A 14,610-nucleotide genomic window follows, 5' to 3' on the forward strand; every position below is an offset into this window, starting at 1 on the left:
TATTGGTGGCGATTCACGTTTTGCCATCGCACTTTCATACTTAAATCACTAAATCACCATTACAAAACGGACGATCCTGAAGCATCCTTGCTCCGGATCGTCCGTATTCATAATTAGTTTTCCGGCACCGGCTCGTATCGGGAAGGATCCGGTACAAAGTACAGGATGATGCCGCCAATGATGAACAGGATGACGAGGCTGAAGACGCCGGCGTTCGTATTGCCCGTCATCTGAGCGGTCACACCGACGAGGAGCGGTCCCATGATCGAGGCGAACTTCCCGAAGATGTTGTAGAAGCCGAAGAATTCATTTGAGTTCTCTTTCGGGACCAGTCGTCCGAAGTAAGAGCGGCTCAGTGCCTGGATGCCGCCCTGTGAGGTGCCGACGAGCATGGCGAGCACCCAGAAGTCGGCGACGGAGTCCATTGAGTAGGCATAGATACAGACGAATGTGTAGACGGCGATGCCGACGTACAGGATCTGCTTCGTGCCGAAACGGTCGGCGAGCCGGCCGTAAAGAATCGCAAAGGGCGCTGCGATGACCTGCGTTACAAAGAGGATGATCAGCAGGCTGTTGGCGTCAATGCCCAGGTCTGAGCCGTACGCGGTAGACATGGAGATGATTGTGCCCACGCCGTCGATATAGAAGAAGTAGGCGAGCAGGAACAAAAACAGGCCGCGGTATTTCCTGATTTCGCGGAACGTGTTGCCGAGCCGCTTGAATGCTTGGATGATCGGCTGCTGGTCCGGTTCGATAAAGTGGATCTGGTGCACATGCCGGAACATCGGCACCGAGAACAGGAGCCACCACGCGGCGGTGATCAGGAACGCGGCACGGCTTGCATTGGTCACGGACAGCGGAATGACCCCGGACTGAGACAGCAGGATGATGGCAATCGAGATGATGAAAGGGATCGTGCTCCCGAAATATCCGATTCCGTAGCCAAATGCCGAGACACGGTTCATGCGTTCCGAGGTGGACACGTCAGTAAGGAACGAGTCATAGAACACATTCGCCCCTGTCGAACCGAGGGCGGCGAACGTATACACGATGAGCAGCATCAGCCAGTTGTCCGCAGGGATGAAGGCGAGAGCGGCAGTGGCACCGGTACCCAATATGAAGAAGCCGGTAAAGAACTTTTTCTTCATGCCCCGGTAATCCGCAATCGTGCCGAGTATGGGGGCAAGCATGGCGAGAATGAAAGTAAAGATGGAAATGGTGTAGCCAAGGTACGCGGTCGAGTCGGTTGCGCTCACTCCCGCATTGGTCGCTGCGGCTTTATAGAACAGCGGGAAGACGGCAGTGGTGATGATGATGGAATAGGCGGAGTTGGCCCAGTCGTAGAACGCCCAGCTTTTCTCTTCTTTGGTCAGCCGGAATTTCAAGTCGTTCCCCCCTCGAGATGAATCGTCACTTGCTACCATTGTATCAATATCGCTTCCGGGAAAGGTTAAGTTTCTGAAAATTTTTCCTGTAAAGAGGGACGAAAACAGCAGGATTGGTTCCGGACCTCTATTTTTAGTATGATGGAATTGTCTATACACCGGATAGGAAGTGGGTAACATGGGGCATCTCATCGTGTCGGGCCTGACGAAGACCGTCGGGGACAAGACACTGTTCAACGATATCAGCTTTACCATAAACGAAGGGGACCGGATCGGCCTGATCGGCATCAACGGGACCGGCAAGTCGACGCTTCTGTCGATTATCGCAGGCGAGCTTGATGCGGACTCGGCATCATTCGACCATCCGAATGACTACCGGATCGCCCATCTGCCGCAGGATCCGCGGCCGGACCCGGAGCTCACCGTGCTTCAGACCGTGTTCGGCGGGGACTCTCCGCTGATCCGGCTGAACCGGGAGTACGAGGAAGTGCTTCGTGCGCTCGGGAACGATCCGGAAAACACCGGGGCCCAGGACCGGTTTGCGGAGCTGCAGAATCGGATGGACGCGGACGGAGGCTGGGACTTGAATGCCCGGGCAAAAACCATCCTCTCAAAACTGGGAATCTCCGATTACGAAGCAAAAACAGGAAGCCTCTCCGGCGGGCAGCGAAAACGCGTGGCGCTTGCCAGGGTGCTGCTCGAGCCGGCAGATCTCCTGCTGCTTGACGAACCGACCAACCATCTTGACGTGACGTCGATCGAGTGGCTGCAGGATTACCTGAAGCAGACCGGCGGCGCGATGCTGTTCATCACGCACGACCGCTACTTCTTGGATTCGGTCGCTTCCAAAGTCTACGAGCTTGCTGACCGGACGCTATACAGCCACCGGGGGACCTACTCGGACTTCCTTGAAGCGAAGGCACTCCGGATCGAGCAGGATGAGGCCACCTTCGAGAAAAACAAGAACCGCTACCGGAACGAGCTGAAATGGATCCGCAGGGGGGCAAAAGCCCGCTCGACCAAGCAGAAAGCCCGAATCGGCCGGTTCGAGGAACTGTCCGAGAAAGTGAAGAAAGAGGACGGCCCGGATCCGCTTGACCTGTCGCTCGCCGCTTCCCGCCTCGGCAAGAAAGTGCTCGAGGGGGAGCGGATTACAAAAGGATATGGCGGCAGGGATATCATCAAAGACTTTTCGTTCCTTCTCCAGGGCGGAGACCGCGTGGCGGTCATCGGACCCAATGGAGCGGGCAAGTCGACGCTCATGAATCTGCTGGCCGGTTCCATTGAGCCGGACAGCGGCGTATTGGACCGGGGTGAGACGGTGAAGATTGCGCACTTCACACAGCATCTGCCCGAGATGGATCCGAACCAGCGGATCATCTCCTATGTCACGGAGGCCTCGAACGACATTCGCAGACAGGACGGCACGCGGTATTCCGCAGTGCAGATGCTCGAGCAGTTCCTGTTCCCGTCCAATGTCCACGGCACGCTGATCGGCAAGCTGTCCGGCGGTGAACGCAAGCGGTTGTATCTGCTGAGGCTCCTGATTGAGCAGCCAAACGTCCTGCTTCTGGACGAGCCGACCAACGACCTGGACCTGGAGACGCTGTCGGTGCTTGAAACGTTCATCGACTCATTCCCGGGAGTGGTCGTGACGATCTCCCACGACCGGTTTTTCCTGGACCGGACTTCCCGCAAACTGTGGATCCTTGATGGATCGGGGGATGTCACGCAGGAACTCGGACTCTATACCGACTATCTCGAAAAGGCGGCAAAGCAGGAGAAAGAATCTGCGGCACCGCCGACTGTTGCAGAAAAACAGGAACAGCAACCGGACAAGCCGAAGAAAAAGAAGATGACGCTCGGCGAGAAGAAAGAATGGGAAGAAATCGGCGGCAAGATCGAGGCGACCGAACAGGCGATCATGGAAGCAGAAGAAGCGCTTGCCGATGCCGGGGCCGACTACGGGAAAGTGAGTGAAATCTCAGCCCGGCTGGATGAGCTCAACGGGGAGTATGAGGTCCTCATCGAGCGGTGGAGCTATCTCGAAGAAATCGCCGAAGCATGATTCACATTGGAGGCATGGGAACATGAAAATCGTAACAATCGAACCAACGCCGAGTCCGAACTCGATGAAAGTGGTCATCGACAGGGAACTGCCGTTCGGCAAGGCATTCAACTATAAACCGGACAGTCTGGAAGAAGCGCCGGACTTTATCCGGCAGATTTTTAACATCGAAGGCGTTAAAGGCATCTATCAAGTCATGGACTTTCTCGCGATCGAGCGGAGCGGCAAATATGACTGGGAGCCGATCCTCGCCGGTGTGCGCGAAGTGTTCGGAGAAGAGCAGGAAGGCAGCACCGAAGCCGCCGAAGCGGATGAACACTTTGGTGAGGTCTACATCCATGTCCAGCAGTACAAGGGAGTCCCGCTACAGGTAAAGGTGTTCGATGACCGCGGCGAGGAGCGCTTCGGTCTCGGCCAGAGGTTTGTAGACGCCATGAATGTGCTCATGGAAGGTGATGACGAGAACTATATCCTTCAGCGCAAATGGGCGGATTACGGCATCCGGTATGGAGACAAAAAGGACATCGGCGAAGAGGTCGTCAAAGAAATCGAAGCGGCCTACCCGCAGGAACGGCTGGACGCCATCATGGAGGCCGGAAGCGAGACGAAAGAGGCACCGGTCCTTGGCCGCCGCAAGGTGACACTTGAGGAATACCGGGCGGCAGACAGTTGGGAAGAACGTTTCCGGCTCCTGGATCAGCTGCCTGACCCGGATATGTCCGACGTCCCGCTCCTTATGGAGGCGCTGAAGGACGAGAAGATGTCGATCCGCCGGCTGGCCGTCGTCTATCTCGGTATGATCGAGGATCCGGCTGTCGTCCCGTATATCGAAAAGGCGATGGAAGATAAAAGTGCACCGGTTCGCCGGACAGCGGCCGACGCGATGAGCGACCTCGGTTTTACTGAGTTCGAAGACCTCGCTATCCGCACGCTGAAGGATAAAAGCAAGATTGTCCGCTGGCGGGGCGCGATGTATCTTTATGAAACCGGTACGGAAAAGGCGCTTCCTGCCCTGAAGGAACTGGAAGATGATCCGGAGTTCGAGGTCAAGCTTCAGGCGAAGATGGCCGAGGCCCGAATCGCAGGCGGGGAGGAAGCAAAAGGCTCGATGTGGAAACAAATGACCGAGATGAGAACAAAAGCGAAAGGGGAATGAACGATGGAAGCATATGAAGCATACATGAAGCAGGTGGCGGAACCGATGCGCCGCGAACTGACAGGACAAGGGTTCCAAGAACTGACGACAGCTGAGGAAGTGGATGGGTTCATGTCATCTGCAGAAGGCACGTCGCTCGTCGTCATCAACTCCGTCTGCGGCTGCGCTGCAGGGCTTGCACGCCCTGCGGTGACCGGAGCGCTGGAGGAACTGGATAAAAAGCCTGACAACCTTGTCACGGTGTTCGCGGGGCAGGACCGGGAAGCAACAGAGAAAATGCGGGGTTACTTCGAGGAAGTGCCGCCAAGCTCGCCTTCGATCGCCGTACTTGAAGGATCAGAGCTGAAATACTTCATTCCGCGTGAACAGATTGAAGACCATGACCTGGAGCAGGTCCAGGAACATGTTTCCGGTGTTCTCCGGCAGATGGTGAAGTGAACCTGCCCGTCGTTACCACAGGCCAGCACCCGGACGATGAAAGTGTCCGGCTTGCGGAACAGGTGGCCGGGGAACTCGGCACAGACTTTGTGCCCCGTAGGAAACGGTCGGTCCGCAAGCTGATGAAAGAATTCGGCAGACCGGTGGTCGTGGCCGGCAAAGAGCGGTACGAGTACCACACCGACCCGGATGTGAAGCCGTTGTTTTTCCATCCGGGACTTGCCGCCATTCGCATCAAACGGCTCCAGGACGGAGGAAATGACGCATTGGTCGATGTGTGCGGTCTGAAGCCTGGGGACACTTTCCTCGATTGCACGATGGGCCTTGCTTCTGACAGCACCGTCGCCTCGTTCGTCACAGGCCCTTCCGGTCAGGTGACCGCATGCGAGGCCGATCCGATCGTCACCTATATTGTCGGGCGCGGGCTTATAACGTACAGCGACTCGCCGCAAGACGTGCTGGATGCCATGCGACGGATCGAAGTACGGAATGTCCGTGCTGCAGAATTTTTGAAAAGCTGCGAGTCGGACAGCTACGATATCGTTTACCTCGATCCGATGTTCGAAGAAGCGATCGAGGAAGCTGCGGCCTTCGCGCCACTCCGTTCCGCCGGCGTCCATGATCTGCCGGATAGTGAACTATTCCGGGAAGCTGTCCGTGTTGCCCGGAAGCGGGTCGTGCTGAAAGCCCACTTCCGATCGGAACTTTTCGGACGATATGGCTTCACGAGAATCGACCGTCCGAACACGAAGTTTCATTACGGATTTATCGGAAAATAATGTCATGAAAGACAGCCGCACGAACCATCTGTGCGGCCTTTTTGATGCGGTTCATTCAAAAAAAGCGTTAGCAGACTTGCTTGTTTTTGTATAATAAAAGCATTCAAAGGATTGCAGAAGGAGATATCCGATATGAGTGACCACTTGGAGCAAGTACTTGAACGGCTAAATCAGATTCACGATTCCCGTGAACGGACGAGAGAAAAAATCAAATTGCTGCTTGAACAGATACCGAAGGGAATCGAAGAGGCGGAGTCCGGAAATTCAGAGGCCGCGGCCATCTATCTATCCGCAACCCATAAGATTCTATCTGCTGCAATGTCAGAAGAAGAAAGCGCCTATAAACGGCTGATCGGGCAACAATCGGAGATCGAGGAGAAAGATGAAGAAACTCCCTGAGCGTTGCTCAGGGAGTTTCTTGTTCCCCGGAAAGGGGGAGTTTGATTGCTGATCAGTGGGTGAAGTTGAAGTAGCTCAGATAGGCAAGAAGCCCGAGGAAGCCGATTCCAATCCAGATGCTTGCGTCCATCATTGTACCTCCTTTGGAGCTTGGGAACTATTTATATTCAGTCCTCGTCTATTGTACAATGAAAACAGCGAGAAGGAAACCACTATACAAACCAGCGGCAATATGTGCCGGCAAATAGAAAAAGCGGGGGGAAGACCATGAAGAAGTGGATTCAGAAGTCTCTGATGGCTGCCGTGGCGCTCGTCACATTCGGCTTTATCACACCGAGCCATGAAATCTGGGATCAACTGCTTGATGAACGGGGCCATAAGGAAATTGCGGGCAGCACCGGTACCGCCGTTGCGGCCGAACTGCCTTCAGCGATCACCGATACGGATGAAGCGCCCTTTGCCGAATTGGCAAAGGTTGCAGCACGTGATCAGTCATACGAAAAGTTCGGCTCGAAAATCGGCCCGACCATCTCAGATGAGTTCGATCAGGTTATCCTCCCGAAGATCGAAGAGGCGATCGAGATGACACTTGCATCGATTGACGATGATGCAGTCCGTTCTCTTTCGATCAGCGAACAGCCCGCCGGCGGCTACTCGGAAAAAATCTTTCACATTTTCGACACAGAAAGCGGCGAGGACCTGATCCGCTTTCACGTACGGACGGACAAGCGTCCGCTCGACGGTTACTATTTCAACTTTCACTACCACACGGCAGAAGACGGATACAGCCGCCATATCGTCCTGGGCGATATTTTCTGGTCCAAGAACACACCCCCTAAATGGCTGTCTTGAAAAGGCCGGCATGGAGTTTTGATTCCATGCCGGCTTTGTGTTGATAAAAAGCGTGGCGGGCGTGTTAGAATTGGGTAGATCGAACGGTAAGCATACATAAGCGACCTGGCGTTTCAATGAAATTATAAGGAGGCATGCGGGATGGAACAATACCTGCAGCTTTGCAGAACAATCATGGAAAACGGAACGGACAAGGGGGACCGCACAGGCACCGGGACACGGAGTATTTTCGGCCATCAGATGCGGTTCGACCTGAGCGATGGGTTCCCGCTCTTGACGACGAAAAAAACGGCGTTCCGGCTGATTGTTTCGGAACTGCTCTGGTTTATCAAAGGGGACACGAACGTCCGGACATTGATTGAAGAGAAGAACCCCATTTGGGATGAATGGGCATTTGAGAAATACGTGCAAAGTAGTGAATACAGCGGCCCGGACATGACGGATTTCGGCAGGCGGGCAGCGAAGAATCCCGCATTTAAAGAAGTCCTTGATCATGAAATGGACAAGTTTCGTGAATTGATCCTGTCTGATGACCAGTTCGCGAAAGCCTACGGGGACCTCGGGCCGGTATACGGAAGGCAATGGCGTTCCTGGCCGGACGGCCGCGACGGGACAATCGACCAGCTCAAGAATGTCCTTGGTTCGATCCGGAACAACCCGGATTCCCGGCGTCATATCGTGAGCGCGTGGAATCCTGCCGAGGTGGAGGATATGGCGCTGCCGCCGTGCCACACGCTGTTCCAGTTCTACGTGGCGGACGGCAAGCTTTCCTGCCAGCTTTACCAGAGGAGCGCGGATGTCTTCCTCGGCGTGCCGTTCAATATTGCTTCCTATGCTCTTCTGACCCATCTGATCGCACGGGAGACAGGTCTCGAACCGGGAGAGTTTGTCCATACGCTCGGTGACGCGCATATTTACTCCAATCACTTCGACCAGGTAAACGAACAACTTTCCCGTGAACCGAGACAATTGCCGTCACTTGTCATTGATGCAGACGACAAATCAATTTTCGAACTGGAGACTTCGGATATCCGCGTGGAAGGATACGATCCGCATCCGAAAATCAAAGCGCCGATCGCGGTGTGATTCAAAGGAGGATAAATGATGATTTCCTATATTGTGGCACATGATCCGAATCTCGTGATCGGCAAAGACAATCAGCTGCCTTGGCATCTTCCGGGTGACCTGGCTTATTTTAAAAAACAGACGATGGGCAAGGCGATGGTCATGGGACGCAAGACGTACGAATCGATCGGCCGTCCGCTCCCCGGGCGCCTCAACATCGTTGTTACGCGCAATCCAGACTATCAGGCCGAAGGGGCTGTTGTCGTGAACTCCGTCAAGGATGCTATCAGTCGTGCGGAGGAATATGCGCCGGAAGTGATGGTGATCGGGGGCGCCGGCCTGTTCAATGAACTGATGGATCAGGTTGACCGGCTCTATGTCACATTGGTAAAACAGCCATTCGACGGAGATACGTATTTCCCGGAATACAGGGAAGGCTGGGTTCTTGTATCCCAATCCGAAGAACATCATTCGGATGATGGCATCCCATATGATTACCGGATTTTTGAGAGGAAGCAGACGCTTTGAATGCGGTACGCTCCATCCGGACATACGGCTATCTTTTTGGCTATTTGCCCTTTTCCATTCCTGCCCTCAGGCAGATCCGCAGGCTGAAAGGCTCCGCCCCGACAGAAAAGCTCGCCGAAACGGTCAGCAAGGAGCCGCGGAAGTGGGCAACCGGGATATTGCGCAGGACAAACAGTGATGTCCGAATGTTCATCAGGGGAACATTGCCTGACGGCCCGGTGCTGTTCGTCAGCAACCATGAAGGGAATTTTGACATTCCGGTTTTGATCGCCCACCTCCCAAAGCCGTTCGGATTCATGTCCAAGGAGGAAGTCCGGAAATTGCCGGTCATCCGTGATTGGATGGAAGAAATGAACTGTGTATTTATTGATCGGTCGGACAGGCGGAGTGCAATACGCTCCATACGTGGAATGGCGGAAAAGCTCCGCTCCGGTCACTCCATGCTCATCTTCCCGGAGGGGACCAGGAGCCGCGGAAAAGATCCGCGGGACTTTAAGACCGGGTTTGTGCGCATCGCCGAAGAAGGCGGCGTCCCGATTGTTCCGGTTACCATCCATGGCACCTCGGAAATCATGGAACAGAACAAAAACCGGATCAGGCCGGCAACCGTAACAGTTGATGTCCTGGAAGCCGTGAGCCATCAGGAGATTCTCGGACGTTCAGCAGCTGAGATCACTCGTCTTGTACAAGAGCGGATCCGTGAAGCAACAGCGGTACGGGCCAGGGAGAAGCGGCAGCAGGAAGCCGGCAGGCCGGCATAAACAATCGGACAAGAAAAAGCAGCCGGAAAACCGGCTGCCCATCATGAATAAAGCAATATGGAGAAATACATCGCGGCACTTCCCCCGATGACAAACAGATGCCAGATGGCATGGTTGTAGGGGATCCGCCGCCAGGCGTAGAAAATGGCGCCGACGGTATAAAGAAGACCGCCGATGACCAGGAGCGTGATCCCTCCGGTGCCGATCACTGCATGGAGCGGGCGGATTGCAAATATGATCAGCCAGCCCATCGCGATGTAGAAGATAAGGGAGACCGCTTCATACCGGTGGATGAAGAATACCTTAAACAGGATACCAAGGATTGCAAGTCCCCAGACGATTCCAAAAAGGGTCCAGCCAAGCGTCCCGCCGAGTGAGGTGAGGACAAGCGGGGTGTAGGTTCCTGCTATCAGCACATAAATGGACGAATGGTCGAGGATTGAAAAGAATCGCTTATATTTTGCAGGCATACTATGAAGCAATGTCGACATGAGGTACAGTACCAGCATCGAGACGCCGAAAATGGTATATGCGGTAATGTGGAGCGCGGAACGATACTCGCTGCCCTTCAGGATAAGGAAAACGAGTGCAGGAATGCTCAGTGCGAAACCGAGTCCGTGCGTGATGGCATTCCACAATTCTTCTTTCTTGTTCTTATAGTCGAAGGCCAATGCCTCCACCTCTCTTTCCTTGACTTGCCGTCCGCCGGATTCTATTCTTCTCTTACCACCAATACCAGCAAGCGAATCAGCGTAATCTGAAGGGGCGACAAGATGACAACCATTCATATCGTAACAGACTCAACAGCAGATATCAGCAGAGAGACCGTCCGTGAACTCGGCATCCATGTCGTGCCGCTCTCCATCCAGATCGGCGGAAAGACCTATGCCGATCAGGTCGATCTGTCCCCGGAAGAATTCCTGGACATGATGGATAAAAGCGAAGAACTGCCGAAAAGTTCGCAGCCGCCAGTCGGTGTTTTTAAGGAGCTATACGAGTCCCTCGGAAAAGACGGCGGAAAGATTCTATCCATCCATATGACCGGCGGGATGAGCGGAACCGTCGAGTCGGCCAGAGCAGCGGCCGAGCTGGCCGATGCCGACGTCACCGTAATAGATTCGGAGTTCATCTCCTTCGGACTGACGTTCCAGGTGATCGAAGCTGCCAGGATGGCAAAGGACGGAAAAGACTTCGAAGAGATATTGAAACGCGTCGACACCATACGGAAAAACACTGCACTATATGTCGTAGTGGATACACTGGAGAACCTCGTCAAGGGAGGAAGGATCGGGAAGGGGAAAGCGATGATCGGTTCCCTGATGAACATCAAGCCGATTGCGGCCCTTAAGGATGGTGTTTACATGCCTGTCGGAAAGGCGAGAAGCCACAAGCAGGTCGTACGGCAGCTTTTCAAAGATTTCAAGGAGCAGACGGTCGGCCGCAAGCTCCGGGCGGTCGGCATCTCCCATGCCAACGGCCTTGCGATGGCGGCCCCGCTCAAGCAGATGATCGAAGAGGACGGATTCAAGGAAGTGAAACTGATGTTCACCTCTCCTGTCATCAGTACCCATACCGGTCCCGGAGCTATCGGCTTCATGTACTACTGGGATTGAGCATGGAAGGCGGGGAGCCTGGGGTTCCCCGTCTTTTGTTTCGAAAAGGGGAATAGAGAAATGAAAAAATGGATTTGGATGCTTGCCGCGATCCTTTTCCTGTCCGGGTGTATGCCGGGAGGCAATCCGGGCGGCTTCGGGGAGATTGGAGAAAGCGGCTTCGGAGAATACGAGGTGCCACCGACCTTTGCCCCCAGAACAGTCGTACTTGTCGGTCTCGGGGACTCCCTTACCCAGGGAGTCGGTGATGAAATGAAACGGGAAGGATACGTCGGCCGCCTCGCGGTTAGGATGGAGGAGTGGAAAGGCGTCAAAAATGTCGACATCCAGAACCTGGCGAAAAGGGGGCGGCGAAGTGATCAGCTTGAAGGTCAGCTTTCCGATCCCCGGGTACGTGAGGCCATAGCGGAAGCCGACATCCTTACCTTGACAATTGGAGGAAACGACCTGATGAAAGTCGTCAAGCAGGATTTGTTCAATCTCGACGCGAAAGCTTTCGAAGGAAAGCTGGAACCGTTCATGAACAGTCTGTCGACTTCGCTTTTTCAGGTCCGCAGGGCCAATCCTGATGCCGTACTCATTATCCTCGGCCTCTATAACCCGCTGACGGTAGTGACCGATGAAGAAAGTGATTTTGACGGGATCCTCTCCGAATGGAACGGCGTCCTCGAAGATGCGGCGGTTGCGGACGGAAGGGCATGTTTTGTCCCGGTGGACGATCTGTTCGTCTCCAATCGGGATCTTGTCTATCACACTGACTTTTTCCATCCGAACAGCAAGGGCTACAGCCGCATGACGGAAAGAATCATGGAATCCCTGTCCCGATGCGGTTTGAACAGGCTGTCCGGTGGGGAATGGGAATTTTGAGGGGGGATGCCGGTGAATAAGTGGAAAATCGCGTTTTTTCTTTTAGCAGCACTGATCGTGACCGGCGTCCTTGCGTTCATCTTCTGGATCAGCCGGCCGGTCGCAGGGACCCCGCTCCCTGAGGCCGCGCCGGCCAGCACCGGGGTGGACAGACTCACCGTTACGGCGACCCGGGAAGACCTGGAGGGAATCGCCAATACGTATATCCGGCAAGCGATCAACAATGATCGGATTCCGGTCACGCTGGAATTTGAGGACGATGTGCTCCTCGTGTCCGAACTGACGGTGTTTGCCGTACAGTTGCCGGTCATGATGCATTTTGAGCCGGTGGTGCTTGAAGACGGAAATCTGTCACTCAAGCAAAAATCAGTGGAGGTCGGCAATCTGACCATTCCGCCTTCCACAATCCTGAAGCTTCTCGGTGATACGGTCGGCTTGCCGGCCTGGATGATCGTGAGGCCGAAGGAAGAGGAACTGTTTATCGACCTTTCCCGCCTGCCCGTATCCGGCGGCATACAGGTGAGGGCGAAGGAAATCAATCTTCCTGATGATGAAATCGAACTGGAGATTCTCATCCCGAGGAAATAGGAGGCATCACATGGCAACCGAAAAAGCTACATTTGCAGGGGGCTGCTTCTGGTGCATGGTGAAGCCGTTCCATAAATACGACGGAGTTGAATCCGTCGTGTCCGGCTATACCGGCGGCCACGTGCCGAATCCGACCTACAGGCAGGTCTGTTCGGAGACGACCGGCCACTATGAGGCGGTTGAAATCACTTTCGACCCGGAAGTTATTTCGTACAGGGAACTGCTTGATATTTTCTGGAGGCAGATCGACCCGACCGATCCGGGCGGCCAGTTTTACGACCGCGGGGCCTCATACAGGACGGCGATTTTCTACCATGACGAAGAGCAGCGTATAGAGGCCGAACGTTCAAAGGAAGAGCTGGAGGCTTCCGGCCGATTTAAAGGGCCTGTCGCTGTCAAAATCCTTCCGGCCAAAGAATTTTATCCGGCGGAAGACGAACATCAGGATTATTACCTGAAGAATCCGGCACATTACAACCGCTATTTTGCGGGGTCCGGCAGAAAAGCATTTCAGGAAAGCATGTGGGAGGAGTGACATGATGAACAAAGAAGATCTGAAGCAGAAACTGACGCCGATGCAATATAAAGTCACCCAGGAAAACGGCACTGAGCCTCCATTTCAGAATGAATACGATGCACACTTCGATGAAGGGATCTATGTTGATATCGTATCCGGCAAGCCCCTCTTCTCATCAAAAGACAAATACGATGCGGGCTGCGGGTGGCCCAGCTTCACCAAGCCGATCGAGGACACCGAAGTCACAGAGCACTTTGACACAAGTTACGGAATGAGACGCACGGAAGTCCGGAGTAAAAGCGCCGACTCCCATCTGGGGCATGTCTTTCCGGACGGGCCGATGGAGGCGGGCGGACTTCGCTACTGCATCAATTCCGCAGCCCTCCGTTTTGTACCGAAGGACAAGCTGGAAGAGGAAGGCTACGGAACCTATCTGAAGCTGTTCGGTGAATAAGCAGAACCCTTCAGGTAATCTGTGAAACAACCAGGAAGGGCGGTGGTCCGGTGAGGCGGACATTCTATCAATACCTCATGTCCCATCGGGGAGGGCCGAAGGATGACCCGAGAGCGGCATTTGCTGAAGCAGCATTTCTCGACCACGAATTCCCGAAGACGGAAATCGGATTTGATCCGCTGTCCCGCTATCTAGAAGAGCGGGCGGACCCAGACATGCCATCGCGTGTTTTTGATGAACTTTGGGAAGAATATCGGGAGACCGACTAAAATCTGGCGTCCGTTTCAAGCGGGCGCCTGTGTTGTGATTGCGGGCGGTCCCAAAACACGATATGATGGAAAAGAATTTGTGAAAGCGGGGTTTGACTAAATGAGCATACACATCAATGCAAAAAAAGGCGAAATCGCCGACACGATCCTACTGCCGGGCGATCCGCTCCGCGCAAAGTACATTGCAGAGACATTCCTGGAAGATGTCGAGCAGTTCAATGAAGTCCGGAACATGTTCGGCTACACCGGGACCTACAAAGGAAAGCGGGTTTCCGTAATGGGTACCGGGATGGGCATACCGTCGATCTCCATCTACATCACCGAACTGATGCAGGAGTATGATGTACAGAAGCTGTTCCGTGTGGGCACATGCGGCGCGATCCAGAAAGATGTCAAGGTCCGTGACGTCATCATCGCCCAGAGCGCGTCAACGAACTCCAAATTTAACGAAATCACTTTCAAGGGCATCGACTATGCTCCGACGGCAGATTTCGATCTCCTGCTGAAAGCATACGAAGCAGGACGGGAAAAAGGGCTGAACCTGAAAGTCGGCAACGTATTTACGGAAGATCTCTTCTACAGTGAGGATTCCGACCATAAAAAATATGCGGACTACGGTGTTCTGGCAGTTGAGATGGAATCTGCGGCACTTTATACGCACGCTGCGAAGTTCGGCCGCCAGGCGCTCTCCGTACTGACCGTGAGCGACCATCTCCTGACGGGAGAAGCCACCTCTTCAGAGGAGCGTCAGACGACATTCAATGAAATGATCGAAGTCGCCCTCGAAGCGGCTATCCAGTAAAGACCGGATTGACCGCCATCGGACGGTGGCGGTCTTTTCGTATATCGGCCCGTCGCACCGGCGGCGGGC

At 54.4% G+C, this 14,610-nt stretch carries 18 protein-coding genes; 16 read left to right on the forward strand and 2 right to left on the reverse strand.

Annotation, left to right across the window (positions count from 1 at the left end):
- Positions 1-113 precede the first annotated feature (113 nt).
- Positions 114-1,385, reverse strand: a complete 1,272-nt coding sequence (locus DZC51_RS10125) for an MFS transporter (protein ID WP_232524116.1) — start codon at positions 1,383-1,385, stop codon at positions 114-116.
- Between the two features lie 178 nt (positions 1,386-1,563).
- Here DZC51_RS10125 and DZC51_RS10130 point away from each other — a divergent pair, with 178 nt between their 5' ends.
- The 9 genes from DZC51_RS10130 to DZC51_RS10170 all read left to right on the forward strand — a co-directional run bounded on the left by DZC51_RS10130 (position 1,564) and on the right by DZC51_RS10170 (position 9,431).
- Positions 1,564-3,453 carry an ABC-F family ATP-binding cassette domain-containing protein gene (locus DZC51_RS10130; protein WP_157295394.1) on the forward strand — a complete coding sequence of 630 codons (1,890 nt, stop codon included), beginning with the start codon at positions 1,564-1,566 and terminating at the stop codon, positions 3,451-3,453.
- 22 nt (positions 3,454-3,475) lie between these two features.
- Positions 3,476-4,609 carry a conserved virulence factor C family protein gene (locus DZC51_RS10135; RefSeq protein ID WP_157295397.1) on the forward strand — a complete coding sequence of 378 codons (1,134 nt, stop codon included), beginning with the start codon at positions 3,476-3,478 and terminating at the stop codon, positions 4,607-4,609.
- Between the two features lie 3 nt (positions 4,610-4,612).
- Positions 4,613-5,047 carry a BrxA/BrxB family bacilliredoxin gene (locus tag DZC51_RS10140; RefSeq protein WP_157295400.1) on the forward strand — a complete coding sequence of 145 codons (435 nt, stop codon included), beginning with the start codon at positions 4,613-4,615 and terminating at the stop codon, positions 5,045-5,047.
- Entirely contained in the window at positions 5,044-5,826 is a 783-nt protein-coding gene (locus DZC51_RS10145) for a class I SAM-dependent methyltransferase (RefSeq protein ID WP_232524117.1), read from the forward strand. The genes DZC51_RS10140 and DZC51_RS10145 overlap by 4 nt, the downstream gene beginning before the upstream one ends.
- A 132-nt stretch (positions 5,827-5,958) precedes the next feature.
- On the forward strand, positions 5,959-6,225 hold the full coding sequence (locus tag DZC51_RS10150; RefSeq protein WP_157295402.1) for a hypothetical protein: 267 nt from the start codon (positions 5,959-5,961) through the stop codon (positions 6,223-6,225).
- 267 nt (positions 6,226-6,492) lie between these two features.
- Positions 6,493-7,077, forward strand: coding sequence for a YpjP family protein (locus tag DZC51_RS10155; protein ID WP_157295404.1), 585 nt, complete (start codon positions 6,493-6,495; stop codon positions 7,075-7,077).
- A gap of 141 nt (positions 7,078-7,218) precedes the next feature.
- Positions 7,219-8,163 (forward strand): thymidylate synthase, encoded by a 945-nt coding sequence (locus tag DZC51_RS10160; RefSeq protein WP_157295406.1) that lies wholly within the window; start codon positions 7,219-7,221, stop codon positions 8,161-8,163.
- Positions 8,164-8,181: 18 nt separating this feature from the next.
- Positions 8,182-8,670, forward strand: coding sequence for a dihydrofolate reductase (locus DZC51_RS10165; protein WP_157295408.1), 489 nt, complete (start codon positions 8,182-8,184; stop codon positions 8,668-8,670).
- Positions 8,667-9,431, forward strand: coding sequence for a lysophospholipid acyltransferase family protein (locus DZC51_RS10170; RefSeq protein WP_157295410.1), 765 nt, complete (start codon positions 8,667-8,669; stop codon positions 9,429-9,431). The genes DZC51_RS10165 and DZC51_RS10170 overlap by 4 nt, the downstream gene beginning before the upstream one ends.
- 41 nt (positions 9,432-9,472) lie before the next feature.
- On the opposite strand, the gene trhA is transcribed toward DZC51_RS10170, so the two are convergent.
- Positions 9,473-10,102: a PAQR family membrane homeostasis protein TrhA gene (trhA, locus tag DZC51_RS10175; protein ID WP_157295412.1), complete on the reverse strand. Its 630-nt coding sequence runs from the start codon at positions 10,100-10,102 to the stop codon at positions 9,473-9,475.
- Positions 10,103-10,204: 102 nt separating this feature from the next.
- Between trhA and DZC51_RS10180 the strand changes: the two genes are divergently transcribed.
- The 7 genes from DZC51_RS10180 to deoD all read left to right on the forward strand — a co-directional run bounded on the left by DZC51_RS10180 (position 10,205) and on the right by deoD (position 14,541).
- Complete coding sequence (locus DZC51_RS10180; RefSeq protein WP_157295414.1) at positions 10,205-11,044, forward strand: DegV family protein; 840 nt, start codon at positions 10,205-10,207, stop codon at positions 11,042-11,044.
- A 60-nt stretch (positions 11,045-11,104) separates the two neighbouring features.
- Positions 11,105-11,911 carry an SGNH/GDSL hydrolase family protein gene (locus DZC51_RS10185; protein WP_232524118.1) on the forward strand — a complete coding sequence of 269 codons (807 nt, stop codon included), beginning with the start codon at positions 11,105-11,107 and terminating at the stop codon, positions 11,909-11,911.
- A gap of 6 nt (positions 11,912-11,917) precedes the next feature.
- Positions 11,918-12,499, forward strand: coding sequence for a YpmS family protein (locus DZC51_RS10190; protein ID WP_232524119.1), 582 nt, complete (start codon positions 11,918-11,920; stop codon positions 12,497-12,499).
- A 10-nt stretch (positions 12,500-12,509) separates the two neighbouring features.
- Positions 12,510-13,034, forward strand: coding sequence for a peptide-methionine (S)-S-oxide reductase MsrA (gene msrA / locus DZC51_RS10195; protein WP_157295418.1), 525 nt, complete (start codon positions 12,510-12,512; stop codon positions 13,032-13,034).
- Between the two features lie 4 nt (positions 13,035-13,038).
- A complete protein-coding gene (gene msrB, locus DZC51_RS10200; RefSeq protein WP_157296052.1) occupies positions 13,039-13,470 on the forward strand; it encodes a peptide-methionine (R)-S-oxide reductase MsrB in 432 nt (143 codons plus the stop codon).
- Positions 13,471-13,520: 50 nt separating this feature from the next.
- Complete coding sequence (locus DZC51_RS10205; RefSeq protein ID WP_157295420.1) at positions 13,521-13,739, forward strand: YozE family protein; 219 nt, start codon at positions 13,521-13,523, stop codon at positions 13,737-13,739.
- A gap of 100 nt (positions 13,740-13,839) precedes the next feature.
- The gene (deoD, locus tag DZC51_RS10210; RefSeq protein WP_157295422.1) at positions 13,840-14,541 is read left to right on the forward strand and encodes a purine-nucleoside phosphorylase; all 702 of its coding nucleotides are present in this window, start codon (positions 13,840-13,842) and stop codon (positions 14,539-14,541) included.
- Positions 14,542-14,610 lie beyond the last annotated feature (69 nt).

Source organism: Bhargavaea sp. CC-171006 (genome assembly GCF_009761675.1).
Lineage (GTDB): Bacteria > Bacillota > Bacilli > Bacillales_A > Planococcaceae > Bhargavaea > Bhargavaea changchunensis.